The following is a 26,312-nucleotide window of genomic DNA, read 5'->3' as shown; positions in this document are numbered from 1 at the left end:
TTGTTGTGAGTTTTTCTAAAATAATACGTGTTAAAACACCATTCGTTGTTTCAACTATCTTAAAAAGTGTTTTTAGGGCTATATTGTTTTAAGCTGTAGATTTTTTATCCTGTATCAACGCAGGTTTTCCATATATTTGCCATGGTTTGAACATCCGTGATATATTAGAAAGATATAAAGCTGATGACAGGGTAAAAGCGTTGGCTACGGCCATTAACACAGCTAAAAACCCCAGAATACAGCTACGAGGTTTGGTTGGATCAGGCGATGCAACCCTGGCGGTAGCTTTGTATTTTTTGCAGCACAAGCACATGGTATTTGTGCTGCCAGAACGCGAGGAAGCCGGGTATTTCCAGGCTGATCTGGAAAACCTTACAGGTAAAGAGGTTCTTCTTTTCCCTTCGTCCTACCGTAAACCCTTTGAATTTACCCAGCCCGACAGCAGCAATGTTTTGGCGCGTGCCGAGGTGTTAAATGAATTAAACCACTCCACAGAATTCGGCCAGCTGATAGTTACCTACCCCGAAGCTTTAGCCGAAAAGGTGATAGACCGTGCATCACTTGAAAAAAACACCCTCGAAATTTCGGTTAATAACAAACTCAGCATTGATTTTATCAATGAGTTTTTGGTAGAGTATGATTTTGACCGGGTTGATTTTGTTTACGAACCCGGGCAATTCTCTATCCGTGGGGGCATTGTAGATATCTTCTCTTTCTCGCACGAGCTACCCTACCGGGTTGAGTTTTTTGGGGATCTGATAGAATCCATCCGCACATTCGAGATCGAAAACCAGCTATCTGTTGAGCAGGTAAAAAGCATCACCATTGTGCCTAATGTGCAGTCGAAATTCCTGACAGAAAGCAATATATCGTTACTGGAATATATTGATGCCGATAGCCAGATCTGGATAAAGGATGTGCAGTTTACTTTTGATATTATACAAACCGGCTATAAAAAGGCGGTACAATTGTGGAACGCCTTATCCGCAGACGAAAAAAATAAAAATCCAGATTGGATTGACCCTAAGTTCAGCTTTACCGATGATAAGTTAATTGCAGACCAGTTGCATGATTTCGCTGTAGTAGAGTTTGGCAAACAGTTTTTCTATCAGCCCACGCAGAGTTTTAACTTTGATATGCGCCCGCAGCCATCTTTTAACAAAGACTTTAGCCTGCTGATACATAACCTGAAAAACAATGAGGCCGAGCATATTGAGAACTTTATACTTACCGATTCATCCCGGCAAATAGAGCGGCTTTATGCTATTTTGGATGACCTGGATAAAACGGCGAAGTTTACCCCGGTAAGTATTTCCATCCGCGAAGGGTTTATTGACAAAGAGCAAAAAATAGCCTGCTATACAGACCACCAGATATTTGACCGCTACTATAAATACAAGCTAAAAAAAGGCTACCAGCGCTCGCAAGCTATCACACTAAAAGAATTGCGCGAGCTCAAGCCCGGCGATTACGTTACACATATTGATCACGGCATTGGCAAATATGCCGGCCTTGAAAAGGTAGAGGTAGCGGGCAAGCAGCAGGAAATGATCAGACTGATCTATGCGGATAATGACCTGTTATACGTCAACATTAACTCGCTTAACCGTATCTCTAAATACAGCGGTAAAGAGGGATCCGTGCCTAAAATGAATAAATTAGGTACTGATGCATGGGAGAAGCTAAAGAAAACAACAAAAAAAAAAGTTAAAGACATAGCCCGCGATCTGATCAAGCTTTACGCTGTACGTAAGGCGCAACAGGGTAATGCTTTCTCGCCTGATAGTTATTTGCAAACAGAGCTGGAGGCTTCGTTTATTTACGAAGACACACCCGACCAGGAAAAAGCCACCGCAGATTTTAAGCGCGATATGGAATCGCCGCACCCTATGGACCGCCTTATTTGCGGCGATGTGGGTTTTGGCAAAACAGAAGTAGCCATACGCGCGGCGTTTAAGGCCGTGGCCGATAGTAAACAGGTGGCCATATTGGTACCCACCACCATTTTAGCCGCCCAGCACTTCAAAACATTCTCTGACAGGCTGAAAGGCTTTCCATGCAACATTGACTACGTTAACCGCTTTAAATCAAGCGCGCAAATCAAGCTGACACTGGAGCGGTTAAAAGAGGGTAAGGTGGATATCATTATAGGCACGCACAGGCTGGTGAGTAAAGACGTTAAGTTTAAGGACCTTGGCCTGATGATAATTGACGAGGAGCAGAAGTTTGGCGTAAGTACCAAAGAAAAACTGAAGCAAATGCGCGCCAATGTAGATACGCTTACTTTGACCGCCACGCCAATTCCACGTACGCTGCATTTCTCGCTGATGGGCGCGCGAGATCTTTCTATCATATCCACACCACCACCAAACCGCCAGCCGGTAGTAACGGAACTGCATGTTTTTAATGATAAACTGATAAAAGAAGCGGTTGAGCACGAGATAGATCGCGGGGGCCAGATCTTTTTTATCCATAACCGCGTGGCAGATCTGCCTCAACTGGGTGGCATGATCCATAAACTGGTGCCCAAAGCACGTATAGGTATTGCCCACGGACAGTTAGAGGGCGACGATTTGGAAGATGTGATGCTGAAATTTGTGAACCATGAATATGATGTGCTGGTAGCCACAACCATTATTGAGGCAGGTTTGGATATCCCCAATGCCAACACCATCATTATTAACCACGCCCACATGTTTGGCCTGAGCGATCTGCACCAGATGCGGGGGCGTGTAGGCCGGAGCAATAAAAAAGCATATTGTTATTTACTGAGCCCGCCTCTATCAACCCTGACTAACGAGGCCCGTAAACGATTGAGTGCCATAGAAGAGTTTAGCGACCTTGGTAGCGGCTTTAACGTTGCCATGCGCGACTTAGACATCCGCGGCAGCGGGAACCTGTTAGGTGCAGAGCAAAGCGGCTTTATCGCCGAGATTGGCTTTGAAATGTACCATAAGATATTAGATGAGGCCATACAGGAGTTGAAGGATGATGAGTTTAAAGGCCTGTTCCCGGATGATAAGCCTAAGCCATTTATCAGCTTTACACAAATTGATACCGACCTGGAGATCCTGATACCTAATGAATATGTAACCAGTCTTTCTGAGCGCTATAATCTATATTCTGAACTGTCTAAGCTTGAGAACGAAACCGAATTGCTGGCTTTTCAGCAACAACTGCACGACAGATTTGGCCCCATACCCCCGCAGGTAAACGACTTGCTGAATACCATGCGTTTACAATGGATGGGAAAAGCACTTGGCTTTGAAAAGATCTCGTTGAAGAAAGGCGTATTGCGGGGTTACTTTATTACTAACCAGCAATCGGCCTACTTTGAAACGCCCGTGTTCCGTAGCATACTTAACTTTGTGCAGGGCAACCCCCGCCGCACTAATTTAAAGGAAGTTAAGAATACACTTCGATTAAGCATTGAAGGGGTAAGGGATATTGATGAGGGGATTGAATTGTTGACAGGAATATTAGAGCCCGTCGGCATATAGTTCAATCAACCCATCGCCGTAGGCAATCCGTCCAAACTAACCCTATTCTTCTCTGCTTTATATTTCTCCAGACCGTCGGCACCTTTATTTTCGGCCCATTTATAAGCATGGTCTCGTTCGCCGGTATGTTTATAGTAGGGCACGCTAAACCCGCAGGATGTTTGCACCATAGTTATATCGGCTACAATAATTTGCCGGGTAAAGGTCAACAAGGTAAAATGCCTTGCAAGTTCCTCCCATTCCGCATCGCCCGGCAAAACCGTATAGCCCTTACCGTACAGGCGAAGTATCAGCGGCGGACCGTCAAAAGCGCAAAACATAAAGGTAACCCGGCCATTCTCTAATAAATGAGCCGATGTTTCGTTGCCGCTGCCAACAATATCCATATAAGCTACCCTATTGGCATCTAATACCCTGAAGCTGTCTAAGCCTTTGGGCGATAAATTAATATGGCCATCTGCCGAAAGCGGTGCCGAGCTTACGAAATACATCTTTTGTTTTTCTATAAAAGCCCTGTGCTGATCTGCTATGGTTGTAAAAAACTTTCCCATTTTGATGAATTATAACATTATAAAAGTGCTTATTTAAGGCGCTATTTTTATCAGCTACAGGTAAAAATCACCCGGCTATTGCTTACCGGCCCCCAACTTTTTAAGTTCTCACGCACAAGTTATAACTTAGCGGCCCATCGCATATTTTGATCAGACAAACTGATTTAGCTAATGAAAGTTACATTTAACAGTGATACGCAACAAACGGACGCCAAACAACTTGCACAGCAAACCGTATTTTCTATCCTATTTACGATAAGCGCCGCGCATTTTATTAATGATGTGCTGCAATCTTTAATACCATCCATATATCCGCTTATTAAGGCGAAGTATAACCTCACTTTTGCGCAGATAGGATTAATTACGCTAACCAACCAGTTAACCGCATCGTTACTGCAGCCTCTTGTTGGCGCATATACCGATAGAAGGCCGAGACCTTATTCTCTCGCCATTGGTATGTGTTTCACGCTAACAGGCTTGCTTTTGATAGCCTTAGTGCACAGCTTCGAGCACATTTTAATGTCTGTTGCATTAATAGGTATTGGCTCATCCATTTTTCATCCTGAAGCCTCGAGAGTGGCGCATATGGCATCCGGCGGAAAGAAGGGCCTGGCGCAATCTATTTTCCAATTAGGCGGAAATGCGGGTAGTGCAATTGGGCCGTTATTGGCGGCTGTAATTATAGTGCCGCACGGGCAGTTCAACGTAATTTGGTTTTGCCTGCTGGCTATGGTCGGTATATTTTTGCTATCGCGAATTGCAAGGTGGTACCAGGTAAACATGGCGAGGAAGGTTGCCAAAAAGTACGGTAATGCTGATGATGCGCGCCCGGTGCTATCTAAAAAAAGGGTAATATTCTCGCTGTTTATTCTGTTGGTGCTGGTCTTCTCCAAATATTTTTACATGGCCAGCATGACCAGCTATTATACCTTCTTCCTCATCCATAAGTTCCATGTAACGGTGCAGCAATCGCAGATCTATCTGTTTGTGTTTTTAGGCGCCGTAGCGGCGGGTACCTTGTTTGGCGGGCCACTGGGCGATCGTTTCGGCAGGAAATATATTATCTGGATCTCGATATTAGGTGTAGCGCCGTTTACTTTGATATTGCCTTACGCGTCTTTGTTTTGGACGGTTGTGCTTTCGGGAGTTATTGGTTTGATCTTAGCTTCTGCTTTCTCGGCTATTCTGGTGTACGCTACCGATCTGGTGCCGGGAAAGGTAGGCATGATTGCCGGCCTGTTTTTCGGCCTTGCATTTGGCATGGGTGGTTTAGGATCCGCGCTGTTGGGTAAACTGGCAGATAGAACCACTATTGAATATGTGTTTAAGGTATGCGCATTTTTACCGCTGATAGGTGTTTTTACAGGCTTGTTGCCGGATATAGAAGGGAAAAAGCGCTAATGTGGTGTATGTATGAGATTATGTCGATTCCATTTCCCACTTTAAAACATTATCAATCTCTGAACATATTCTAATGGAGCCCATGCCATAGTCGAAGTCCAGACTGAATTTGAGCTTCTTATCACGAATCAAATCTTTTAGATCGGACGATACAGAAAGCATGTTTTCAAACATGCGCTTTATTTCTTCCATTTCCTTTAAAGCACCCCCCTCGGTAATGTTTTTTAAATCGATAGATTGAGAATTACCGGTAATATTAAAATAACCATCACCGAATCCTAAATACAACTCTCCCACTTTGTAAGGGAAACCGTCTTTTAACAATTCGATTCCAGTTGTGATTCGCTTCAATATATCATCCATTGTATTAATGGTTTTTTTAACGCACGTAAAATAGAAAGTAATTTGTAGGAAGTCCGTCCAATTACCATTTAAAACAAAGAAAGCCACTTTACAATACTATAAAGTGGCTTTCTGTATATGGTATGGGCTTATTTCTTGAAATCAACAACTGCAAAATAAGCTGGTTTGCGCTCCAGGTTTACGCCGAATAAAAGCGGGTAAGCTTTAATTCGCGCGCCACCACCACGGCCACCGCCAAATCCGGCAGGAGGGCCACCGGCAGGACGATTGCCGGCAACAGGAGGGCCGCCAACAGGAGGAGCACCCGCAGGAGGGCCGCCAGCCGGTGGGGCTCCGGCAGGTGCTGCAGTTGCAGCAGCGCCACCGGCAAACATGTTGCGACCATCTAACCAGCTACCGCGATCAGAAACGTTCCAAAAGGTAACACTGTTAAGATATTTTTTATTTTCGCGGAATATTTCGAATACCTCTTTGTAACGTTTGGTTTGTCTTTCAGACATTTCTGGAGTGTAAGCCGCTACCGTATCTGGGGTTTCGCCGCGAGGGCGTTGCTGACGCGCAGTTATATCCAGTTCGGTTACTTGCAGTTTTACACCTAATGATGCGTATTTAGCAAATGCTGCTCTGATATCGTCTGTGCTTGGGCTCTCAATTTTCCAGTGACACTGGAGGCCAATCCCGGTGATAGGAATCTTTTTCTCTAATAGTGTTTGAACCAGTTTGTATATTTTATCTCTTTTGCTGGGGTTACTTTCGTTGTAGTCGTTGTAATATAGCTCAACATTTGGATCGGCAGCGTGTGCATAGGTAAACGCGGCCGGTATAAAGTCGTCGCCGGCTATCTGGTACCATAAAGAGTTACGCATAAAGGTATTCGGGTTATCATCAATCGCTTCGTTAACCACATCCCATGCATAAATTTTGCCTTTATAACGATTAACTACCGTTGTAATATGCGTTTTTAAGCGTTGCAAAAGCACTTCTTTACTAACGTTTTGGCCGGTTAGGCTATCCTTAAACATCCATGCGCCCACCTGTGTGTGCCACAACAAGTTGTGACCGCGGATCTTGATGCCGTTTTTAACAGCAAAGTCAACAATTTTGTCGGCATTTTCCCAGTTCCACACGTGTTCTGAAGGGTGTACCGAAACCATTTTCATGTCATTCTCTGGCGTTATGCTGTTAAACTCTTTTTTTATCAGCTCGGTCTCGTCGCCGCCGCCGGTGTTACGCACGTTAACGGCTACACCTATCTTAAAATAATCTTTGTAGTAGTCTTTCAATCCCTTTTCTGCTGCTGCGCGGGTTTTTGGAGTTTTTGGCTTAGGGTCCATCCATTGTACAGCGACAACGGCAGATCCCAGCGCTAATGCAATAACGACTGTTTTTGCATGCCTTTTTCGGGCGGTGCTAATTGAATGATACAGATTTGACATTTTGTTTTTTTTGGTTAATAAAGGGTTATGTTTTGAGAAGCCGCCAGCCATGGTGGCCGGCAATGTGTTTACATTTCTTTTATAAAGCTAATGAAAGGACTTTACTTGTCAAACAGGCTAATTGTCACAAATAGTTTACAGTAGGCAACGCTAATATTTTCATTAGGTATTGCTGTACACTTTAGGCACTGCCGTGCGCTGCGCCCCATAGATACTTGTTTTGCCGCTAAAAAAATAGGCCGTAAAGCAGGCTATCGCAAATAAAAGTACATACTCACCGCCAAAAAGCTCAACCCCCATTATTGTGCAGGCTAAAGGCGTATTGGTTGCCCCGGCAAAAACTGCTATGAAACCCAGGGCCGCAAAAAGGCTTACCGGGGCATCCATTAGTTGCGATAAGGTGTTGCCCAGCGTTGCCCCAATATAAAATAAGGGCGTAACCTCGCCACCTTTAAAGCCCGAACCGAGTGTAATGGCTGTATATATAGTCTTCCATAACCAGCTCCATGTATGTGCTCCATTCAGATGAAAGGCGGAGGGAATAGTAATTGCCCCCGGATATTCGGCATCAACTCCAAGGCTTAAATAATCGGGCTTGCCTATAATAAGCGTTAAGGCTATTATCAATACACCGCCAATTATGGGTACAAGCCATTCCGCAGAAATAAATTTATTCAAGGTATTTTTTACCGCATGAACAGCCTCCGCGAAGAGCCTGCTGGTAATACCAAATATTATTGCCGCTGTAACAACCTTTAACAGCAGCAACATATCCAAATGAAAATAAGAGGAAAACGCGCCCTGCGTTGCGGGTATAATATCAATATGATAAGCGGTATGATGAATCCCCCAGGCGCTCACCGTCAGGTCGCCAATAATGGCGGCTACAAGGCAGGCGAGTAAAGCATCATATTGAATGCGGCCTACAGCAAGCACTTCCAGTGCGAATATCGCTCCTGCTAATGGTGTGCCGAAAACTGCACCGAACCCGGCCGCAATACCCGCCGTAAGCATAATACGGGTATCTGCAGCGTTGAGATTAAACTGTTTACTGAAAAACTGTGCTATGCTGCCGCCAATCTGCACGGCGGTTCCTTCGCGCCCGGCAGATCCGCCGAAAAGGTGAGTTAAAACGGTTGCAACCAGTACCAATGGTGCCAGTCGTTTAGGCACGCCGCCGCCCGGGGTATGAATCTCTTCTATTATAAGGTTATTACCCTTATCAGATGTACTACCCCACTTTTTGTAAACGAACCATATAGCTACACCTGCTACCGGCAAAGCGTACAGTAACCATGGGTGGCTAAACCTAAAGTGTATGCTCCATTTAAGCAGCCACAAAAACAAAGCAACCATGCTGCCTATAGCAACAGCTACAGGGGCGATAATAGCTATCCAGCGGGCAATGTGTTTTAGTGTGTTAAAGGAAAATGAAGAGGATAGTTTTTTTAAAAGGGTGTTCATGACCTACAAAAAATATTGATCGCATGCTTCGGCAAAACGACATTGTTAATCAATTTTTGCAGGCGCCATCAGCTTTTTAGGGCGGTTCAAATCGGAAGACACCATTTCCGTTAAGTAAAGATATAATTTTATTGCGACGTAGTGCTGGTTTTATAGCTTTTAACAGCACGTACTATCCCTCGCACTATTTCGTCCTGACCGTCATCAGAAGTAAGGTACCTTTCTTCTTCAGGGTTATTGATAAAGCCTGTTTCAACCAGCACGGCAGGCATGGCACTATGTGCCAGCACCAGCACACCCTGTTCTTTAACGCCAATGCTTTGGCGGCCATCTCCCTTAAATTCTTTGTTTAGCAAGTCGCCAAACAGGATGCTGTACTTACGGTATTTTTGCAGGTATGCGTTTAATACAATGCGGTTAATAGGGTCGCTGGTATCGTATTTTTTATATTTTTCCTCATAATCCTTTTCCTGGTAGATAGATGCGTTTTCGCGGATGGCCTCCAATTGTTCGCTAACGCGATGGTAGCCGTAAACCAGCATCATTACGCCTTTGCGGCGGCCCGGCTTTTCGGGCGATGAGTTGCAGTGTATGGATATGAATAAGTTACCATTGGCTTTATTGCCGATATCTGAGCGGCGGTTCAATTCAATAAAGGTGTCATCGCTGCGCGTCATCACAATATTAACACCCGGCATTTGTGCCTTTAAAGCATCCCTAAGCTTCTTCGCAATAGCTAAAGCAACGGTTTTCTCATTTGCGCTAACACCATGCGCACCGGGATCTTTGCCGCCGTGCCCGGCATCAATTACTATAGTTTTAAACTTAAAGGTAGATGAGGTTTTTGTGGTATCTATTACTGTTGTAAAAGAGCTTAAAGACAGGTACGCTACTATTAGCGCTAAACTTATTAATCCTGAACTTAGGCGCGTATGTTTATTATGCATTAAATATTTTTTGCTTTAACTACAAATATGACCAAAAAAGGTTGCGATGGTTTAGCTGCATTTTGGGCATAAGCCTGTAGCACTAAAATTAAACCCTTCCAGTTTAAAGCCAGGAGGCAGGGTTATTTGGGGGAAATCGTGGTCATCAAGGCAGTACACATTGTTGCAGGCGGTGCAATTAAAATGCAGGTGTTCATCGCGGTGGTCGTGGTCGTCGCAGTCAGAAGAGCACAGCGCGTAGTTAGCCGTACCGTTCAGGTCAAAAACTTTATGAATAATGCCCTTTTCTTCAAAAGCGCTTAAAATTCTGTACAGCGTTACCCTATCCACATCGCCAATTACGCCTTCCAGATCTGGTTGCGAAGTGGCTACATTTTTAGATGAAAGCATAGAAAGCACCCTTAAGCGTGGTTCGGTACGTTTTAGTTTATGCCTTTTTAGCAAATGCTCAAAATGCTGTTCGCTGTTATGTGTATGTGCCATATTTGTAGGAATAAAACAGAGAAGCAAACTTACAAACAATAACGCCGGATTAAAAATTGTGCATTTTAATCGTGTACGTGTCCTGCCCGTCTGTTGTGTTTTAAATGAAAAAAATGCGGCTCGGTGCTGCACTTATCTACATATTTATAATTCAAAAAATGGGCCAGTGCAATAGTTAGGCCCCCTGCCGGTACCACAATGGCCTCGATCCAACCGCGCAGATATATATGGCCCAGTATTATCATGGCAAAGCCCGCTAAAAGCAGTAAAAGCGGCAAAGCCTGACGATGGGTTTTGAAATAGGCCATAAAAATAGAGGATACACCCAGCAGTAAAGCCAATGATATCATAGCCCACTCAAACAACGGATCTGTTAAAAACCCGAACCCGGCAAGTGGTAAAAAGGTGAGCATCAGCGGTACAATAGCGCAATGCAGCGCGCAAAGTGTAGACGCTGTCATACCTATATGATCCAATTTTGAATGACGCCTTTTAGATTTCACCCCGCAAATATAATACAAATGCAACTACATTGCGTTTTATTTTTTTATGATTATATTGTTATGACATACTAAGTATTGTTTTAAAACTATATTTGTTTAAGTTGGAAACCGCGAAAAAACTTTTTCCGTATACAACTAACAGGAATATAACCTTTTTCAAACCGATACGTATAACTATAAATATGAACGCCGATAGTAAACCTGTAAGCATCCTGTTAGTTGATGACGATGAGATCAATAACTTCATTTCTATCAAACTGATAAAAAAGGCTATAGAGAATACCGAGATATCGGCTTGCCTTAACGGAAGATTTGCTATTGACGAGCTACTTCAGATCCAGAAAAAAAACCCCAATGATCTGCCCGATTTTATTTTGCTGGATATTAATATGCCTATTATGAATGGGTGGGAGTTTTTAGATGAGTACAAGCGCCTTAATATTGACCCTTTAGGCAAAAGCAAAATATTTATTATCTCTTCCTCGGTTTTCAGCAACGATATTAACAAAGCCAAGTCTTATCCACTGGTAAAAAACTTTATTTCCAAACCGCTTAGTGTGGATAAGATTAAGGAAATGTTTGCTTTGTGATTTTTACCGCGCAGCCATTATTCGTTGGGTAAGCCCAACAAAATCATCAACACTTAATCTTTCTGCCCTCAGATCAAGGGTGGCATCTTCGCCCATTTTTTCTTTGTTGATCAATGATGACAGTGCATTCCTCAAAGTTTTTCTGCGCTGATTGAAGCCTGCTTTAACTATTTGCCAAAAAAGTTTTTCGTCGCAATCTAATGCCGCATTACCATTACGGGTTAGCCTTATAACCGCCGATAAAACCTTGGGCGGGGGATTAAACACCCCGGCCTTCACCGTAAAAAGATATTCTACCTTATAATAAGCCTGCAAAAAAACGCTTAAAATGCCGTACTCCTTGCTACCGGGCTTGGATGCGCAACGCTCCGCAACTTCTTTCTGAAACATACCAACCACCTCAACTACTTGTTGGCGGTTATCCAGTATTTTAAAAAGGATCTGCGACGATATATTATAGGGAAAATTACCGATAATGCCCAGCGGGCCTGTAAAGGCTGCTGCAAAATCCATCTCCAAAAAATCGGCATTGATCAGTCGTTCGCCTAATTCAGGGTATTTTTTCTGTAAAAACTCATACGACTCGGTATCTATATCTATCAGGTGCGTCTCATATCCCTCGCGCTGCAGTAAGATGTCAGACAGGATGCCCATTCCCGGGCCAACTTCTAATACCTGGGTATACTTTCCTTCCGGGTGCAGGCTATCAACAATTTTTGTGGCGATGTTTTTATCGGTAAGAAAATGCTGACCTAAATGTTTCTTCGCCCTTACTAATGACATGTGTTGTGTAATATTTGAACAAATTACGTCATATTTGTTCTTTTACAAGGAATAAATAATAACATGAGCGAAAAACCTAAGGTAGGCATAAGCATAGGTGATGTAAACGGCATTGGCCTTGAGATCATCATCAAAACACTTGCAGACAGTAAAATACTTAATTATTGTACGCCTATTGTTTATGGGCATATTAAGGTGGCATCGTTCTATAAAAAGGCAATTGAAGCAACCGAACTTAATTTTAACATTATTACACACGCTTCGCAAGCACAGCACAAACGGGCTAATTTGCTCACCTGCTGGGAAGAAGAAGTAAAGATAGAGCCGGGCATCCCTAATAAAGAGACGGGTAAATATGCTTTTGCATCACTTGAAAAAGCTACTGCCGACTTGTTGTCGGGCGAGATAGCGGCGCTTATTACCGCTCCAATTAATAAGGATACCATCCAGAGCGAAGACTTTAATTTCCCTGGTCATACAGAATACTTGCAGGAAAAAGGCGAAGCTGCCGATTCGCTGATGTTTTTGGTGAGCGATACTTTGCGCGTTGGTGTAGTTACAGGGCATATCCCTGTATCGCATATTGCACCTAACCTTTCTACTGAGAAGATCCTGGCAAAAATAAAGCTGATGAATGCCAGCTTAAAGCAGGATTTTTGGATCCGTAAGCCCAAAATAGCCGTATTGGGCCTTAACCCGCACGCCGGCGATAATGGTTTATTGGGCCACGAAGAGCAGGATATTATCATCCCTGCTATTGAAGAGGCCCGCGCTGCGGATATACTGGCATTTGGTCCGTACCCCGCAGATGGCTTTTTTGCCAATGGTACGTATATGCAATTTGATGCGGTGCTGGCCATGTATCATGATCAGGGTCTTATTCCTTTTAAACAGATAGCTTTTGAATCTGGTGTAAACTTTACGGCAGGCTTAAAGTTTGTACGTACATCGCCAGATCATGGTACGGCTTATGATATCGCCGGAAAAAACCAGGCTTCAGAAATTTCCTTCCGCGAAGCATTATTTACTGCTATACACATTGCTCAGCGACGTAAAGAAGGCCTTGAGCTGGCAGAAAACCCGTTGGCCATTACCAAGCTAAGCCGCGACAGGGATTAAGTGATTCGTATGCGGCTTATGTTGTTGTAAGCAATTAAAAATAAAATAGTTAAACCTTTTTTATTTCAATTGTTTATTGTAATATAGTATACCAATTAAACATATCCCGCTTATGAGAAAAGTTGCAGATATTCTTCGTCGCAAAGGGCAGAATGTGATCAGCATTGATGCCGAAACTTCCGTTTTAGATGCATTAAGACTAATGGCCGATAAAAATATCGGATCAGTAGTGATAACAGAAAACGGCAATTATATGGGCCTTGTAACCGAACGCGATTACGCACGTAAGGTTGTTTTGATGGGCCGATCATCAGACCATACTACCGTAGGCGATATAATGAGTATCGATCTGCCGCTGATAGCACCCAATGATTCTATTGATAAATGTATGCACCTGATGAGCGAGGGAAATGTAAGGTATCTGCCGGTTTTTGATAACGGCAGCCAGATAGGTATTATATCAATTAATGATGTGGTGACCGAAACTATCCTGTCGCACGAGCAGACCATTGAGCACCTGCAAAGCTACATCCATTCTTAACGATACTTGATTGCGCTTAATTTTAGTTAACTTGGCACTTTTACAGATAAAGAGTGACTTTTAAGGAATTTAATTTTAACGAGCAGTTAGCAGAAGGCATCAGCAGCATGGGGTTTACCCAGGCCACACCCATCCAGGCGATGGCCATCCCCGCGATATTAGAAGGTAAGGATCTGATTGCCTGCGCGCAAACAGGTACAGGCAAAACAGCTTCGTTTTTGCTGCCGGTAATGGAATTGCTGAGCCGTACTGATATGGATCAAACCAACGCCCTGGTGCTTACACCAACGCGCGAACTGGCCCAACAGATAGATCAGCAAGCCGAGGGATTGGCATATTTTACAGGCGTAACTTCTATAGCCGTATTTGGCGGCGGCGACGGCAGCGTGTATGAACAGCAGCGCCGTGGTATCCAGAATAATGTCAACATTATTATAGCTACACCCGGCCGGTTAATAGCACACCTTACATCGGGCGTGTTAAAGCTAAATCAAATTAAATATTTGATATTGGATGAGGCTGACCGTATGCTGGATATGGGCTTTAGCGATGACATAATGCGTATTATAAGCTATTTGCCCAAAGAGCGGCAAACACTGCTTTTTTCTGCAACTATGCCCGGGCGCATCCGCACGCTGGCTAAGAAGATCCTTAACGATCCGGAGCAAATAAACATCGCTATATCTCAACCCGCCGTAGGCATAGACCAGCAGATCTACCGCCCGCACGATGCCCAAAAAGTGCCTTTGTTGAGGCATATATTAAAAGAAGGTAATTACGTAAGCACGATAGTTTTTGCTTCACGGAAAGAAATCGTAAAATCGTTAAGTAAAGAACTTAAAGCAGCAGGTATAAAAGTCGAAGCTTTTCACTCCGACCTGGAGCAAAAAGAGCGCGAAGACATTTTATTGCAATTTAAAAACCGCCAACTCCCCGTTATTATAGGTACCGATGCACTTTCGCGAGGTATTGATGTAGAGGGGATTGACCTGGTAGTGAACTTTGACGTACCCGGCGATGCAGAAGATTATATCCACCGTATTGGCCGTACGGCCCGTGCAGAAACTACAGGTACTGCTATAACTTTTGTAAACCACCGCGATGAGCGCAGGTTGAAGAGCATTGAGGAGCTGATGGACCGAAAAATAACCCAGCACCCCGTACCCGAGCATCTGTTAAGCATTGCCGAAGTTAAAACCTCGCACGAGGCCAAACCCAATCGCGGCAATAATAATCGTAGAAAGCCTTTTAAAGGAAATAAGAAACCGGGCGGGAATAAAGCGTAAAAGTCATTTTTGTTGTCATTGCGAGGCTATTCGCAATCTTTAAACGATAGGTTGTGATAATTACTTATCGCTGGTTAGGCCTTTACGTACATACCTTGCCCCGCTCATTTGCCGCGGAGGCTGTTACTTTTGTCTTGAGTGGCTGTTGCGCAACCGCCATAAGGAGCTTTCAATTTTTTATATTTATGATAGTTGCACGTGATAGAAGTTGATTCTTTCCAGGTAGATGTAGGCTTTATAAACGTGTTCACGAAGGATAATTACACTTAACTTCACCGGTTTTGGTCGGTATTTCAACATTTTCTTAAGATTATAAGCGATAGCAGCCATAGTTAGGCATTTATTGGCCTGTATAAGTCCTTTACAGTTGACCCTTTTAATGCCGAGATAATTTACCAATGTGCCGATAACCGGCTCAACTGTACTTTGTCGAAGCTTCATTAGTCTTTTAGCTTTTCGGGTCCGCATTCTCAGGTGCATAGTATCGTAATAAGGTTTGTCTAAAGTTTCCTTTATCCTTAGTCTGTTACCTTTAAAGGCTGCGCATGTGGCTTGTTGCTCGCAATTGCTACAACCCTTCACCCCGGCTCCATACTGCTTCATCCAATAGCCTGCGGTAAAGTAAGTTCCCAGATAGTTTACGTTTACGCCCCGCTCGCATTGGTAGTGATCTTGTATTGCATCATAAGTAAAACCTTCTCTCTCATAGTTGAACTGGCCTCTGTTTGGAATATAACCGGTTATACCACTTGCTTGTAGCGCCTTTAAAGCATCGGGACTGCTATAACCTGTATCAGCTACGATCTCTTGCAGCGCAATATCATTTTCAAGTAAGGTAGCTTTGAGATGTCTTAACACAGCAGCTAAACATTCACTGTCTCTTTTATCCGCTGTAAAAGCCTGTACATGGGTGATCATGTGAGTTGCTGTATCAACTGCTACCTGCCCAAGATAGTTAAGTGCCGTTGGTTTACCGGGCTTTACTGACATCTTTGCATCAGGATCTGATGGACTATAATGGGTGTCGTTTGAGGGGTTCTTCTTTGGCTTCAATCCTTTATCATCAAGTTCATCCGCCTTTTTAAACGGTGATACCGATACTGATGGCTCTTCATTATCCTGTAGTTCACGGCTGTAAGCATCCGCATCATCCAAAATGTCTTTTTCAATCAGACTATCCAAGGAGGCATTAGCTTTAATAAAGAAACCATCTACAGCCTGCCTTTTGCCTGATACCATACCTTTATCAATACATTGTTTCAGCACTTGTTTAAACAGTTCTGTAAATACATGCTCCCCATATAGCTGCCTTGTGCGACTTAGGGTGCTATGCCATGGCAATTCGTCGTCCAGATCATGATCGATGAAATACAAGAGATCCAACCGCAAGCGGGAGGTGGCTATGATACGGCGGTCGCTGTTTAGGTTTTCAAGGTAACCAACAAGTATCAACTTCATAAACACTACAGGGTCAATACTCTTTTGACCTTCTGTACCATAATACTCAGCCGTCAGCGGATAAATAAATCGTAAATCAAGTTGTTCCTTTAAGCGCCTATAGAAATTGTCGGCGGGGATATGATCTGATAGTTGAAAGTTAACAAACAACTTTTCCTGATAGGTCTTTTTGCCTTGCATACCACAAGATAACACATACCACAGTCCGCTTTGTCTGTATCTTTTCAACAAACTGTTAGTTGCGCAACAGCCACTTGATACAAAAGTAACCAAAAAATCAAGTCAGGCTGATCGCTGCCACTACACAAGGCCATACTCCCGGTCGCGCACCCTGACAGGCCTTTGCGCTTCTTTTTATTATTGCACTATTACTTATTGGAAGAGAATTAGTCAGCCGCGCAGCTTCGGAAAAGAGCAGGTAAAACTTGGGCAGCGCGGTGGCAGGGGCATAGTAATTTTTTGCTGAAGCGGTGGCGTGTGTGAGCGACAGCAGGGCAAAAAGATTACAGCTCGTGGTTTTACCTGATTGCGGGCAAAAGCCTTGTGCGCAAAGAAGCATCGCGGATGACTTGATTTTTTGCTTCTTTTTTATCAAGAAAAAAGAAGAAGGGCCTCCGCGGCCATAGCGGGGCAAGCCATGCGCGTAAAGCCTCACGCAGAGATATGCGCGTTAGCTAAAGCAATCACAAACTCTACCCAAACAACTCACTACTCAAATACCTATCCCCCCTGTCGCAGCAAATGAAGACGATAACACCTTCTTCTAATTCTTCGGCAAGCTTAATGGCGGCTGATAAAGCGCCGCCGCTGCTCATGCCGGCAAAAACACCCTCCTCGCGGGCCATTTTACGGGTCATTTTAACAGCGTCGTCTTCTGCAATATCCATCACCCGGTCAACATGACTCGGATCAAATATTTTAGGCAGGTAGGCTTCGGGCCAGCGGCGTATACCGGGTATGGATGATCCCTCAGTAGGCTGGCAGCCGACAATCTGAATGGCCGGATTAACTTCTTTTAAAAATTTAGAGCAGCCCATTATGGTGCCCGTTGTGCCCATTGCACTTACAAAATGAGTAATGCTTTGATTGGTATCGCGCCATATTTCCGGTCCGGTGGTGCGGTAATGCGCCATGTAGTTATCAGCGTTAGCAAACTGGTTCAGTAAAAAATAATCGCCTGTTGCACCTTTTTCTTCGGCATAATCACGACAGGCTTCAATCCCTTCTAATAAAGTAACCGTTGCGCCAAATGCTTCCATGGTAAGCGTACGCTCGCGGGTGGAGTTTGATGGCAAAACCAATTCTATCTCAATACCGAACAGACCGGCAATCATAGCCAAAGCTATACCGGTATTGCCGCTGGTAGCTTCAATTAGTTTGGTTCCTTTTTTAATATCACCACGCTGTAAGGCGTTCTTTATCATGCTGTAAGCGGCACGGTCCTTAACGCTTCCGCCAGGGTTGTTACCTTCCAACTTTCCAAAAAGTTTTACTTTGGGATTAGGGTTAAGCCGGGTGATCTCTACCAGCGGCGTGTTGCCTATCAGATCAAGCATTCCTGCCATATTATTCTGTTTTTTCGATATTTTTTGAAACCTTTATCATAGGGGTATGATAAACAGTTGAGTGCGGCTCAACGCTGGCTGTTATCCAAACGTTGCCACCAATAACGCTATCATGACCTATAACAGTGTAACCGCCCAGGATGGTAGCGCCCGAGTAGATTACCACATTATCTTCCACCGTTGGGTGGCGTTTGGTATGGGCCATATCTTTGGCAACACTAAGCGCGCCTAAGGTTACACCCTGGTAAAGCTTTACATGCTTGCCTATCTGACTGGTTTCGCCAATTACAATGCCAGTGCCGTGGTCAATATGAAAGTACTCGTCAATTTCGGCGCCGGGGTGTATATCAATGCCTGTTTTTGAGTGGGCATGTTCGGTTAATATCCGAGGCAATAAAGGCACATCCAGTTTAACCAGGCAATGCGCCAACCTATAAAACGAGATGGCATAAAAACCAGGATAGGTGCGTACTACCTCAAATTCGCTGCGGGCAGCCGGGTCGCCATTAAAAATTGCTTGTATATCGGTATTTAAGATGCTATAAAGCGCAGGTAGGTCGTCAAAAAAAGCATTGGCTATTTTTTTATTATCACAGTCGCTGCACTCGCGTGTAGCGTCCATAATATGGCAAAGTTCGTTGTTAAGCCTGTTAAACTCTTCATGCAATTGCGGCAGGGTAAAAAATACCTTTTTTGACTGCTCGGGGTATAGCAAACGTATCACCTGCAGGGCCCAGGCAGTTATCTCTTTGTTAGAGGGTAAAGCTGCGGCTTGCTGCTGTTTATCTAAAATTTGCCGGTAAAAATCTTCGTTCATTTTGGTGTTATACCATTGCCGCACAAGTTTAAATAAAAAATTGTTGTTTGCAGGTAAAAAAAACGCCCGGGCAAGGCTAACAAAACAACTGCAAAAAATATTTGCCCTAATCCTTGACAATAAGAAATACAAATCGTTACTTTGAAAAACAAAGTGCTTTTCAATGAAGAACAACGAAATTCAGAACGATCTGGCCTCTATCCGCAACCTGATGGAGCGGTCGTCAAAATTTATTTCGCTTAGCGGGCTATCCGGCGTGCTGGCGGGCATATATGCGCTTATAGGCGCAGGCCTGGCTTACAGTATGTTATACAGGGGCCAATCGCGCATTTACGCTGTGCCAGACGAGTCGGGCTTTGCTTTATTAAACGATGCCATTATTGTTGAGTTACTGCTAATAGCTGCTGCGGTTTTAGTGCTATCAGTAAGCACGGGCATTTACCTGAGCTATAAAAAAGCAAAACGCAAGGGGCAACCTTTATTTGGAAAGGTAAGCCAGGACCTGTTATTTAATATGTCTATTCCCTTAATGGCAGGCGGGGGCCTTATGTTAATATTACTTTACCGCGGCTACTTTGGCATTGTGGCGCCGGCATCGCTTATTTTTTACGGACTGGCTTTAATTGGCGCCAGTAATTTTACCTTTACAGATGTTAAGTTTTTAGGCCTTTGCGAAGTAGCTTTGGGCCTTTTGGCGGCTTGTTTGCCCGGATACGGTTTGGTATTTTGGGCGATTGGTTTTGGGGTGCTGCATATTGTATATGGCAGCGTTATGTATTTTAAGTACGACAGGTGAAAGTACCATTTGATAAATTAGATAAGGCTTTTGAGAACCGTGTGCGCCTGCAGATAATGAGTGTGCTGGTGGCAAACCAGCGCTATGATTTTAACTCGCTTAAGGAGCTGCTGGATGTTACTGACGGTAACCTTGCATCGCACCTTAAAGCTTTAGAAAAGGAGGACTATATTTTGGTGAACAAATCTTTTTTGGGCCGCAAACCCAATACCAATTACGAAGCAACAGCTACCGGCAAGCAAGCATTTAAAAACCATTTAGACGCGTTAGAAAAGTTGATCTCTTTTCAGCAAAGCATAAAATAATTTTTTTTATCCATTTACTTTGAAATTAAAAGTACTTTTAAAAATATGGTTAACATAATAAAATATACTTTAAAAGTGTGGCTTACAACTTCGCTATTCGCGCCCGTTATGTTTCTGCTTATTTGGCTACTTATTTATACACAGAATTTTTCCGGAGGTGACTTTTTTGGCGGCATACAAATTTTTTTGATTATGGTGATTCTCGAGTTGTGTTTTTCGTTTATAACGGCTTTGCTTTTTTGTTTAGCGGTAACCATCATCGTTCAACAAAATTTAGATGCGCATAAACAAAAACAGGCACTATTTATATCGGCAATGGTTTTTGGCTTGCTGACATTTGCGCTTTTTCTCCTGTTGCTTGGCTTTTCTATTAACCAACTCACGGACCCGGTTATCGGCGGCATAGTGATAGTCAATATGGCCGCACTTGCTTTTAGCTCCATTATTTATACCATACCCAAAACTGAATATTAATTAACTCAACAACATGATACACGAAGAACCCAAACCGCAAGGTGTTTTAAGCTGGCTCCAGCAGTCAGTGACCATTAAATTATTTTTTATAGGCTTTTTAACGCTGGTGCTGCTCATTCCATCATCAATGGTAAGCAACCTTATTAACGAACGCGCAGGGCGACAGGAAGAGGTAGACAAAGAAGTTGCCGAAAGTTGGTCGGGCAGGCAATTGATCGAGGCTCCAATATTGGTAATACCTTACAAAAAGCAGGTAGAAGAAAAAACAGCGGATAGTAAAACGACAGTAACCGTTAAACAAGTTAACGATGTGGTTTACATATTACCAAACGTCTTACACATTAACGCCGAACTGTTGCCGGATACGCTGCACCGCGGTATGTTTGAAACGATAGTTTACACCGCCAAACTTAAAATAGCAGGCGATTTTAAACCCGACCTTAATGCATTGGGTATTCCGTTAACCAAGCTTAATCTTGCAGGGGCCAAGCTAACTTTCAAGGTGTCGGATCTGAAGGGGCTGAAAACCAACCCTGCCATAGTATCAAACGGGCGAACGCTGTCTGCACAGCCTGTTTTTGGCGAAAAGGAACTGCTGGATGGGGGCTTGCAGGCACCTATTGATCTAAGCGGGAACGCACTAACTAAAGTGCCTTTTAGTTATACGTTCGACATAAAGGGCAGCCAGAACATCAGTTTTCTGCATACGGGCAAGGCTACAACGGTTGAAGTAAAAAGCCCGTGGGAAACGCCAAGCTTTACCGGCCGGTCCTCGCCTGATGAGCGCGCCGTAAGCAAAAGCGGTTTTAGCGCCAAATGGCATATGCTGTATTATAACAGGCCGTTTGCACAGCAATGGGCCGGAGCTGACTCGCTGCTAAATACAATGGGCGAAAAAGAAAGCGCGGTATTCGGGGTGGATCTACGAACACCAGTTGATCAATACCAACAAACAACCCGCACAGTTAAGTACGCGCTACTGATAATACTGCTCACTTTTGTTGCGCTTTTTTTAACAGAGGTGATAAGAAAACAACGCGTACACCCCTTTAATTACGTATTAATAGGCGCAGCGTTGGTGGTATACTATACGCTTTTACTGTCCTTTTCCGAACAGGTAGGCTACTTTGCTGCATATCTTATCGCGTCGGTTGCTACCATAGCGTTGGTGTCAATCTTCATTGCTTCGCTGCTTAAAAATAAACTGATGGCGCTGCTGTTTTCCGCAATATTAGGTCTATTCTATTTGTTTATTTATGTGCTGATACAATTAGAAGACCTTGCACTTTTAATGGGTAGCGTGGCGCTCTTCGTCATCCTCTCATTGCTGATGTATTTTTCGAGAAAAATTAACTGGGATAAACACTAACCGCTATTTGTTAACCATGACATTGCCAATTCTTACATCAATGGCTTTCTTAATAATTCTGTTCGTTTTATCGACACCCATATTATTAATAGCAATATTGCTAAGGAAACGCAAGCCATTAGTGTATTACGCCATTGCTTTGGGTGCGGTATTAATGCTACTACTAATAGGGGCATTTATATATACTATTGACCACAAATGCCATGTAAGCTAAAATTATGCATAGTAAATAATCTTATCTATACACTTTATGGAAACAAACTCAAGGATACTAAACCTTATCACATAATTACCGCACCAACTAAGACCTTTCATAAAACTACAATTTGTCAAAGGCCTTAGTTGGTTGATACTGTTGCAAAAGTGTTGCTATCCTGTTGCTATTTTGTTGCAAAATTGTCTAAAAAAGTGTCAATTTACGCGTTTTTTAGCAGCCTGATATACAATGAGTTGAATCCATTCTACAGCTAACCTTACTTACTTAAAAGTTACTGCGGGCAAAAATCACAAGGTGTTAAAAGTCAACTATTTAAATTTTTTATGTAGGGGGAACACATATTTTTTGCAACACCTGTAAAACCAAAGCACTTTCTTTTTTCTTTACATTCCGGTAATTCAATAACTTTACCATTATTGCTTATGAATACGGAAGAACTCTACAAAATATACCTGCAACACCCGGTAATTACTACCGATACCCGCAAAATAACCGAGGGTAGCCTATTTTTCGCCCTAAAAGGCGAAAACTTTGATGCCAATACCTTTGCCGCTAAGGCCATTGCAGCGGGCGCGGCATATGCCGTTATTGACAATGCTGAGTATAAAGGCGGCAGTGAATATATTTTGGTTGATGACGTGCTGACGGCTTTGCAGGATCTGGCACGGCACCACCGCAGGCAGCTCGGCATCCCGGTAGTTGGCCTTACCGGCACCAACGGTAAAACCACCACCAAGGAGTTGATCAATGCCGTATTGTCTGAGCAGTTTAACACACTGGCCACACAGGGTAATCTGAATAATCACATCGGTGTGCCACTAACTATACTTAACATTAATGCAGCGCACCAGGCCGCAGTAATAGAAATGGGTGCCAACCATGTGAGCGAGATAGCGTTGCTAAGCAGCATCTCGCAACCTACGCATGGGCTTATCACCAATGTAGGCAAGGCGCATTTAGAGGGCTTCGGCAGTTTGGAGGGTGTTAAAATAGCTAAAGGTGAGCTGTATGATTTTTTAAGTGCTAATAACCGGCAGGCATTCATCAACAGCAATAACCCCATATTGATGGAAATGCAGGCGGCCCGCAAATTCAAAGCCCCGCCCGTTTTTTATGGTGACGCTATTGATGACCTTGTAAGCGGTGAAATAACCGGCAATGCGCCTTACCTATCGTTAAATTGGACCAATAACACATCCGGCCAAAGCTACGAGGTAAGCACACAGCTAACAGGTGCATATAATCTTGATAATATTCTGGCCGCTATTTGCATAGGCGTACAGTTCAAATTATCAGCCGAGCAGATAAACAGGGGGATAGCTAACTATCAGCCTAAAAACAACCGCTCGCAGGTGGTAAAAACGGCCAACAACACCCTTATCTGCGATTACTATAACGCCAACCCAACCAGCATGGCCGCAGCCATCGGCAACATGGGCGAACTTACTGCGGACCATAAAGCGCTGATATTAGGAGATATGTTTGAGCTGGGTACAGAAGCCGAAACAGAACATAAGGCCATATTGCAAAAAGCCTTAGCTACAACAGTGGACAGGCGCATAATAATTGGCAGAGAGTTTTTTAAGCTGAAAGCGGATGACCTGCCTGTTGAGTTTTACGAAACCCGCGATGATGCTGCTACAGGCCTGAAGGAGCAACCAATAATAAACAGTACAATACTGATCAAAGGATCAAGAGGGATGGCGCTGGAGAAGTTGGTGGAATTGTTCTGACTACCTTATACCATAAAACAGCCTGATCCCCTGAATATAGCGCTGGTTCCCGGTGAACGATACGCCGTAGTCTATCCTGAAGATGAGGCGTTGTATCCCCACGTAAAACTCTGAGTAGTTGGGGTTATTTCTCATGGTAAGATAATTCGCACCAACAATTTCTTCCAGTTTTAACTTCCGTATAAAAGGTATTCTACTAAGTAGTGAGCCCGAAAAGTTATGCTGATAATGCGCCTCTACAAAAGAGCTGTTGGCGCTGTAAATATAAAACGGCAAAAAGTGGAAGCTACCCACATCTGTTGGGTCAAAGGTGGTGCCCTGGTTACCTATAAAATGGTAATAGTCGGGGAAGTAGAGCGTCTTCTTATTTAAGAAGGTACCCGCGACAAACTTAAATGATGAGTAGCCCGACAAGCCAAGCCTGATCCGCTCCTGCGTTATAGTAGCCGAAGCAAAATCATAGTTAACATCAGAGCCGAATACGCCGTTAATACCCTTACGATAATTTATCGTTAAAACCGGGTATGCCGACTGCAGGAATATCCTGCCCGTAGGCCGGGTAATAAACGGCTGCGCAAAGGTAAACCGTACCGACGCATTGAGTGTTAGGGCTTGGTTCTTCGGAAAAAGTATTGACCGGTCATCAGCAGGTGCGGTTATAGGTGCAAGCGGATTGTTAGAGGTAAACTCCCGGTTCTTATTGTCAAATATGTGATTATAAGAGTTATTAAAAAGCTGCGTCCGGTCGGCATAGCTTAAATTTACATTCAGTCTGATGCCGTTCCTCACCTCTCTTTGAAAACCAACGTTGGCAAACACCGAACGATAATATTTTACAAAATTCTGCTCACTTAGCAAGGTACTCAGCGTGTTGAAATAAAGTGAACGGGTGCCTGCGTTGTTAAGATCCAGCACATCACTTCCGCCATCAAAAGTGAACATCCCGGCGTTAAACAAATCGTACGTATAAGACGATCTTACATTGGCGCTGAACAGTTTATTTGCGGTGCCATATCGTAAAGTTGGCGAAATACTGTAGGAGCGGTAATCATCAAATAATTTTGAATACCTCACCCTTGCATTAACCCCCCAACCCTCAACCGTATTATAAAATACGGTTTGAAAAAAAGGATAGAAATACAGGCTATCCTTAGCTTGTCGACTGACTATGGTATGCCCGGTTACAAGATAAGGTAAGGGCGAAAGCTGATTATTACTACGCTGCAGGGAATCCTGATAAGCGTTTGTGCTTTGAATAACTGCGAGGCTATCCCGTTTCTTCGCATCTAATGCTTCATCCCGGGTAAGTGGCACGGGCCGTTGATTGGTCCAATACGAAGGCGATTTAACATTTGCGGCCGTATCTATCCGCAGTATCTCGCCTGTAAAGTATCCATCCGGTATGGTAAGATCAAACTTATAGTTGTTGTAAAGGGCGATGTAGTATCCTTCAAATTTAAATCCAAAAACATTGCCGTTATAGTCATATTCAATAGCTGATGGCATCCATGTACTGTCGCGAATAGGTACATACTGCTGGCTTACCCGCATAGTATCAACCAAATTAAGACCATTGTCTTTATTCGTAAGCACAAGGTCAACGCTGTACAATCGCCAGTCGCCCTCAACAATGTATATGTGGCCCCGAAACACCGGGTCGTATGAATGTTTGGGTATCAGTTCAATTTTGTCTATGGTTTTACCATTACTTACCGTAGTACCCACCAGCTTATAGCGATAATACGAAAATGCGTTTGATGCAATAGGCGAAACAAAGCCCCGGCTACTTAGTCCCTGTATAGAAAAAATGTTGTCGTAAAAATTAGCAGATAGATCAGACGCTTTTGAATAGCTGAACGCAGGGGTTGTACCGGCCATTCGCTGTGCAATAGTTTCTTCTTTTATTTTATTGGGCCTGGCAGAGGTGAATGTAGAAAGCATTTCTGACTGGTACAAAACCCCTTTGCCATTGCTATCTAATGACAAAACGTTTGATACCCCGCCACGCATAAGAGAATTAGGCGCATCCAGCAACTTTTGCACCCCTTTAATATAAACCGAACAAGAGTAAGAGTTCACCTCGTTCAGGTAATACTGGCGCTTATCTATCACCTTTTGCATAATGTTAAAAGCAGAGGTATCATGCCCGTTGCGTGCCTGGCGGTCAATTGAGCGGGGCTGATAAACTTCTTGTTCCAGCTGAATGTTCAGGCGCTCGTCGTGGTTGGTTATGGTAATGGTTTGTGTCTGCTCTTTATAGCCCACAAAGCGGTACATTATTTTATAGGTGCCTGCCTCAAGCTTAAACTGATAATTTCCCTCATCATTACTTGTTGTGCCGTAGGTAGAGTTACGGATGTAGATGGAAACAAAAGAAATGGGCCTATTTTGCTCATTAACAATACGGCCGGATAAAACAAATTGCTGTGCTTCGGCTTTAAATATAAAAGCCGTTAAAAACAGAGAGAGTATAAGTAAACGTATCTTCATATAAATCATCCTATTAATGATTTTATGTGCGTAAATGTTTGCCCATATGCTTAATATATTTATAAGACAGCTTATTGCCCATTACGCTAATGCGTATTTTTGTAAAATAAAATTAACTGAT

The 26,312-nt window shown here is 43.5% G+C and carries 23 protein-coding genes and 1 riboswitch; of the genes, 11 read left to right on the top strand and 12 right to left on the bottom strand.

Annotated elements, in window-relative coordinates:
• Window positions 1-146 precede the first annotated feature (146 nt).
• On the top strand, window positions 147-3,500 hold the full coding sequence (mfd, locus tag ACVW2L_RS17370) for a transcription-repair coupling factor (RefSeq protein ID WP_457129220.1): 3,354 nt from the start codon (window positions 147-149) through the stop codon (window positions 3,498-3,500).
• A gap of 5 nt (window positions 3,501-3,505) precedes the next feature.
• Here mfd and ACVW2L_RS17365 read toward each other — a convergent pair whose 3' ends face one another.
• On the bottom strand, window positions 3,506-4,051 hold the full coding sequence (locus ACVW2L_RS17365; RefSeq protein WP_457129219.1) for a pyridoxamine 5'-phosphate oxidase family protein: 546 nt from the start codon (window positions 4,049-4,051) through the stop codon (window positions 3,506-3,508).
• 171 nt (window positions 4,052-4,222) lie between these two features.
• On the opposite strand from ACVW2L_RS17365, the gene ACVW2L_RS17360 reads away from it, so the two are divergent.
• A complete protein-coding gene (locus ACVW2L_RS17360; RefSeq protein WP_457129218.1) occupies window positions 4,223-5,452 on the top strand; it encodes an MFS transporter in 1,230 nt (409 codons plus the stop codon).
• A gap of 18 nt (window positions 5,453-5,470) precedes the next feature.
• Here ACVW2L_RS17360 and ACVW2L_RS17355 read toward each other — a convergent pair whose 3' ends face one another.
• From ACVW2L_RS17355 to ACVW2L_RS17330, 6 genes are all read right to left on the bottom strand, one after another.
• Complete coding sequence (locus ACVW2L_RS17355) at window positions 5,471-5,815, bottom strand: hypothetical protein (RefSeq protein ID WP_457129217.1); 345 nt, start codon at window positions 5,813-5,815, stop codon at window positions 5,471-5,473.
• A gap of 128 nt (window positions 5,816-5,943) precedes the next feature.
• Entirely contained in the window at window positions 5,944-7,251 is a 1,308-nt protein-coding gene (locus ACVW2L_RS17350) for an endo-1,4-beta-xylanase (RefSeq protein ID WP_457129216.1), read from the bottom strand.
• Between the two features lie 162 nt (window positions 7,252-7,413).
• Window positions 7,414-8,715: a voltage-gated chloride channel family protein gene (locus tag ACVW2L_RS17345; protein ID WP_457129215.1), complete on the bottom strand. Its 1,302-nt coding sequence runs from the start codon at window positions 8,713-8,715 to the stop codon at window positions 7,414-7,416.
• A gap of 52 nt (window positions 8,716-8,767) precedes the next feature.
• A riboswitch (Fluoride riboswitch) is annotated at window positions 8,768-8,833 on the bottom strand.
• 10 nt (window positions 8,834-8,843) lie between these two features.
• A complete protein-coding gene (locus ACVW2L_RS17340) occupies window positions 8,844-9,662 on the bottom strand; it encodes an N-acetylmuramoyl-L-alanine amidase family protein (protein ID WP_457129214.1) in 819 nt (272 codons plus the stop codon).
• Window positions 9,663-9,713: 51 nt separating this feature from the next.
• The gene (locus tag ACVW2L_RS17335) at window positions 9,714-10,145 is read right to left on the bottom strand and encodes a Fur family transcriptional regulator (protein ID WP_457129213.1); all 432 of its coding nucleotides are present in this window, start codon (window positions 10,143-10,145) and stop codon (window positions 9,714-9,716) included.
• A 65-nt stretch (window positions 10,146-10,210) separates the two neighbouring features.
• Window positions 10,211-10,606 (bottom strand): MerC domain-containing protein, encoded by a 396-nt coding sequence (locus ACVW2L_RS17330; protein WP_457129212.1) that lies wholly within the window; start codon window positions 10,604-10,606, stop codon window positions 10,211-10,213.
• 224 nt (window positions 10,607-10,830) lie between these two features.
• Between ACVW2L_RS17330 and ACVW2L_RS17325 the strand changes: the two genes are divergently transcribed.
• Window positions 10,831-11,238, top strand: a complete 408-nt coding sequence (locus ACVW2L_RS17325) for a response regulator (protein WP_457129211.1) — start codon at window positions 10,831-10,833, stop codon at window positions 11,236-11,238.
• 3 nt (window positions 11,239-11,241) lie between these two features.
• Here ACVW2L_RS17325 and rsmA read toward each other — a convergent pair whose 3' ends face one another.
• Window positions 11,242-12,021, bottom strand: a complete 780-nt coding sequence (rsmA, locus tag ACVW2L_RS17320) for a 16S rRNA (adenine(1518)-N(6)/adenine(1519)-N(6))-dimethyltransferase RsmA (protein WP_457129210.1) — start codon at window positions 12,019-12,021, stop codon at window positions 11,242-11,244.
• Between the two features lie 63 nt (window positions 12,022-12,084).
• Here rsmA and pdxA point away from each other — a divergent pair, with 63 nt between their 5' ends.
• The 3 genes from pdxA (at window position 12,085) to ACVW2L_RS17305 (ending at window position 14,967) form a co-directional block, all read left to right on the top strand.
• Entirely contained in the window at window positions 12,085-13,140 is a 1,056-nt protein-coding gene (gene pdxA / locus ACVW2L_RS17315; protein WP_457129209.1) for a 4-hydroxythreonine-4-phosphate dehydrogenase PdxA, read from the top strand.
• A gap of 112 nt (window positions 13,141-13,252) precedes the next feature.
• Entirely contained in the window at window positions 13,253-13,681 is a 429-nt protein-coding gene (locus ACVW2L_RS17310) for a CBS domain-containing protein (protein WP_457129208.1), read from the top strand.
• 53 nt (window positions 13,682-13,734) lie between these two features.
• On the top strand, window positions 13,735-14,967 hold the full coding sequence (locus ACVW2L_RS17305) for a DEAD/DEAH box helicase (RefSeq protein WP_457129207.1): 1,233 nt from the start codon (window positions 13,735-13,737) through the stop codon (window positions 14,965-14,967).
• Between the two features lie 183 nt (window positions 14,968-15,150).
• Here ACVW2L_RS17305 and ACVW2L_RS17300 read toward each other — a convergent pair whose 3' ends face one another.
• The 3 genes from ACVW2L_RS17300 to epsC all read right to left on the bottom strand — a co-directional run bounded on the left by ACVW2L_RS17300 (window position 15,151) and on the right by epsC (window position 18,807).
• Entirely contained in the window at window positions 15,151-16,605 is a 1,455-nt protein-coding gene (locus tag ACVW2L_RS17300; protein ID WP_457128019.1) for an IS1182 family transposase, read from the bottom strand.
• 512 nt (window positions 16,606-17,117) lie between these two features.
• Window positions 17,118-17,990: a cysteine synthase CysM gene (gene cysM, locus ACVW2L_RS17295; protein WP_457129206.1), complete on the bottom strand. Its 873-nt coding sequence runs from the start codon at window positions 17,988-17,990 to the stop codon at window positions 17,118-17,120.
• Between the two features lies 1 nt (window position 17,991).
• On the bottom strand, window positions 17,992-18,807 hold the full coding sequence (gene epsC, locus ACVW2L_RS17290) for a serine O-acetyltransferase EpsC (protein WP_457129205.1): 816 nt from the start codon (window positions 18,805-18,807) through the stop codon (window positions 17,992-17,994).
• Window positions 18,808-18,970: 163 nt separating this feature from the next.
• Here epsC and ACVW2L_RS17285 point away from each other — a divergent pair, with 163 nt between their 5' ends.
• From ACVW2L_RS17285 to ACVW2L_RS17265, 5 genes are all read left to right on the top strand, one after another.
• Window positions 18,971-19,603 (top strand): hypothetical protein, encoded by a 633-nt coding sequence (locus ACVW2L_RS17285; RefSeq protein ID WP_457129204.1) that lies wholly within the window; start codon window positions 18,971-18,973, stop codon window positions 19,601-19,603.
• Complete coding sequence (locus tag ACVW2L_RS17280) at window positions 19,600-19,908, top strand: winged helix-turn-helix domain-containing protein (RefSeq protein WP_457129203.1); 309 nt, start codon at window positions 19,600-19,602, stop codon at window positions 19,906-19,908. The genes ACVW2L_RS17285 and ACVW2L_RS17280 overlap by 4 nt, the downstream gene beginning before the upstream one ends.
• Window positions 19,909-20,100: 192 nt before the next feature.
• The gene (locus ACVW2L_RS17275) at window positions 20,101-20,382 is read left to right on the top strand and encodes a hypothetical protein (RefSeq protein WP_457129202.1); all 282 of its coding nucleotides are present in this window, start codon (window positions 20,101-20,103) and stop codon (window positions 20,380-20,382) included.
• Between the two features lie 13 nt (window positions 20,383-20,395).
• The gene (gene creD / locus ACVW2L_RS17270) at window positions 20,396-21,751 is read left to right on the top strand and encodes a cell envelope integrity protein CreD (RefSeq protein WP_457129201.1); all 1,356 of its coding nucleotides are present in this window, start codon (window positions 20,396-20,398) and stop codon (window positions 21,749-21,751) included.
• A 639-nt stretch (window positions 21,752-22,390) separates the two neighbouring features.
• A complete protein-coding gene (locus tag ACVW2L_RS17265) occupies window positions 22,391-23,701 on the top strand; it encodes a UDP-N-acetylmuramoyl-tripeptide--D-alanyl-D-alanine ligase (RefSeq protein WP_457129200.1) in 1,311 nt (436 codons plus the stop codon).
• Here the strand turns inward: ACVW2L_RS17265 and ACVW2L_RS17260 are convergent, their stop codons facing one another.
• Entirely contained in the window at window positions 23,702-26,191 is a 2,490-nt protein-coding gene (locus tag ACVW2L_RS17260) for a DUF5686 and carboxypeptidase regulatory-like domain-containing protein (protein ID WP_457129199.1), read from the bottom strand.
• Window positions 26,192-26,312: the final 121 nt, after the last annotated feature.

The organism is Mucilaginibacter sp. HD30 (assembly GCF_054061755.1).
Note: the sequence above shows the minus strand (reverse complement) of the source record. Positions and strands in the feature narration are given on the sequence as shown.

Bases quoted from the DNA above. Each gene is read 5' to 3' on its own strand.
- cysM (WP_457129206.1), bottom strand. From the start codon at position 17,990: ATGGCAGGAATGCTTGATCTGATAGGCAACACGCCGCTGGTAGAGATC.
- ACVW2L_RS17335 (WP_457129213.1), bottom strand. From the start codon at position 10,145: ATGGCACATACACATAACAGCGAACAGCATTTTGAGCATTTGCTAAAA.
- epsC (WP_457129205.1), bottom strand. From the start codon at position 18,807: ATGAACGAAGATTTTTACCGGCAAATTTTAGATAAACAGCAGCAAGCC.
- ACVW2L_RS17260 (WP_457129199.1), bottom strand. From the start codon at position 26,191: ATGAAGATACGTTTACTTATACTCTCTCTGTTTTTAACGGCTTTTATA.
- ACVW2L_RS17340 (WP_457129214.1), bottom strand. From the start codon at position 9,662: ATGCATAATAAACATACGCGCCTAAGTTCAGGATTAATAAGTTTAGCG.
- ACVW2L_RS17325 (WP_457129211.1), top strand. From the start codon at position 10,831: ATGAACGCCGATAGTAAACCTGTAAGCATCCTGTTAGTTGATGACGAT.
- ACVW2L_RS17265 (WP_457129200.1), top strand. From the start codon at position 22,391: ATGAATACGGAAGAACTCTACAAAATATACCTGCAACACCCGGTAATT.
- ACVW2L_RS17300 (WP_457128019.1), bottom strand. From the start codon at position 16,605: ATGCAAGGCAAAAAGACCTATCAGGAAAAGTTGTTTGTTAACTTTCAA.
- ACVW2L_RS17355 (WP_457129217.1), bottom strand. From the start codon at position 5,815: ATGGATGATATATTGAAGCGAATCACAACTGGAATCGAATTGTTAAAA.
- ACVW2L_RS17365 (WP_457129219.1), bottom strand. From the start codon at position 4,051: ATGGGAAAGTTTTTTACAACCATAGCAGATCAGCACAGGGCTTTTATA.
- ACVW2L_RS17330 (WP_457129212.1), bottom strand. From the start codon at position 10,606: ATGACAGCGTCTACACTTTGCGCGCTGCATTGCGCTATTGTACCGCTG.
- rsmA (WP_457129210.1), bottom strand. From the start codon at position 12,021: ATGTCATTAGTAAGGGCGAAGAAACATTTAGGTCAGCATTTTCTTACC.
- ACVW2L_RS17345 (WP_457129215.1), bottom strand. From the start codon at position 8,715: ATGAACACCCTTTTAAAAAAACTATCCTCTTCATTTTCCTTTAACACA.
- ACVW2L_RS17360 (WP_457129218.1), top strand. From the start codon at position 4,223: ATGAAAGTTACATTTAACAGTGATACGCAACAAACGGACGCCAAACAA.
- ACVW2L_RS17275 (WP_457129202.1), top strand. From the start codon at position 20,101: ATGGTGATTCTCGAGTTGTGTTTTTCGTTTATAACGGCTTTGCTTTTT.
- pdxA (WP_457129209.1), top strand. From the start codon at position 12,085: ATGAGCGAAAAACCTAAGGTAGGCATAAGCATAGGTGATGTAAACGGC.
- ACVW2L_RS17350 (WP_457129216.1), bottom strand. From the start codon at position 7,251: ATGTCAAATCTGTATCATTCAATTAGCACCGCCCGAAAAAGGCATGCA.
- creD (WP_457129201.1), top strand. From the start codon at position 20,396: ATGATACACGAAGAACCCAAACCGCAAGGTGTTTTAAGCTGGCTCCAG.
- ACVW2L_RS17285 (WP_457129204.1), top strand. From the start codon at position 18,971: ATGAAGAACAACGAAATTCAGAACGATCTGGCCTCTATCCGCAACCTG.
- ACVW2L_RS17310 (WP_457129208.1), top strand. From the start codon at position 13,253: ATGAGAAAAGTTGCAGATATTCTTCGTCGCAAAGGGCAGAATGTGATC.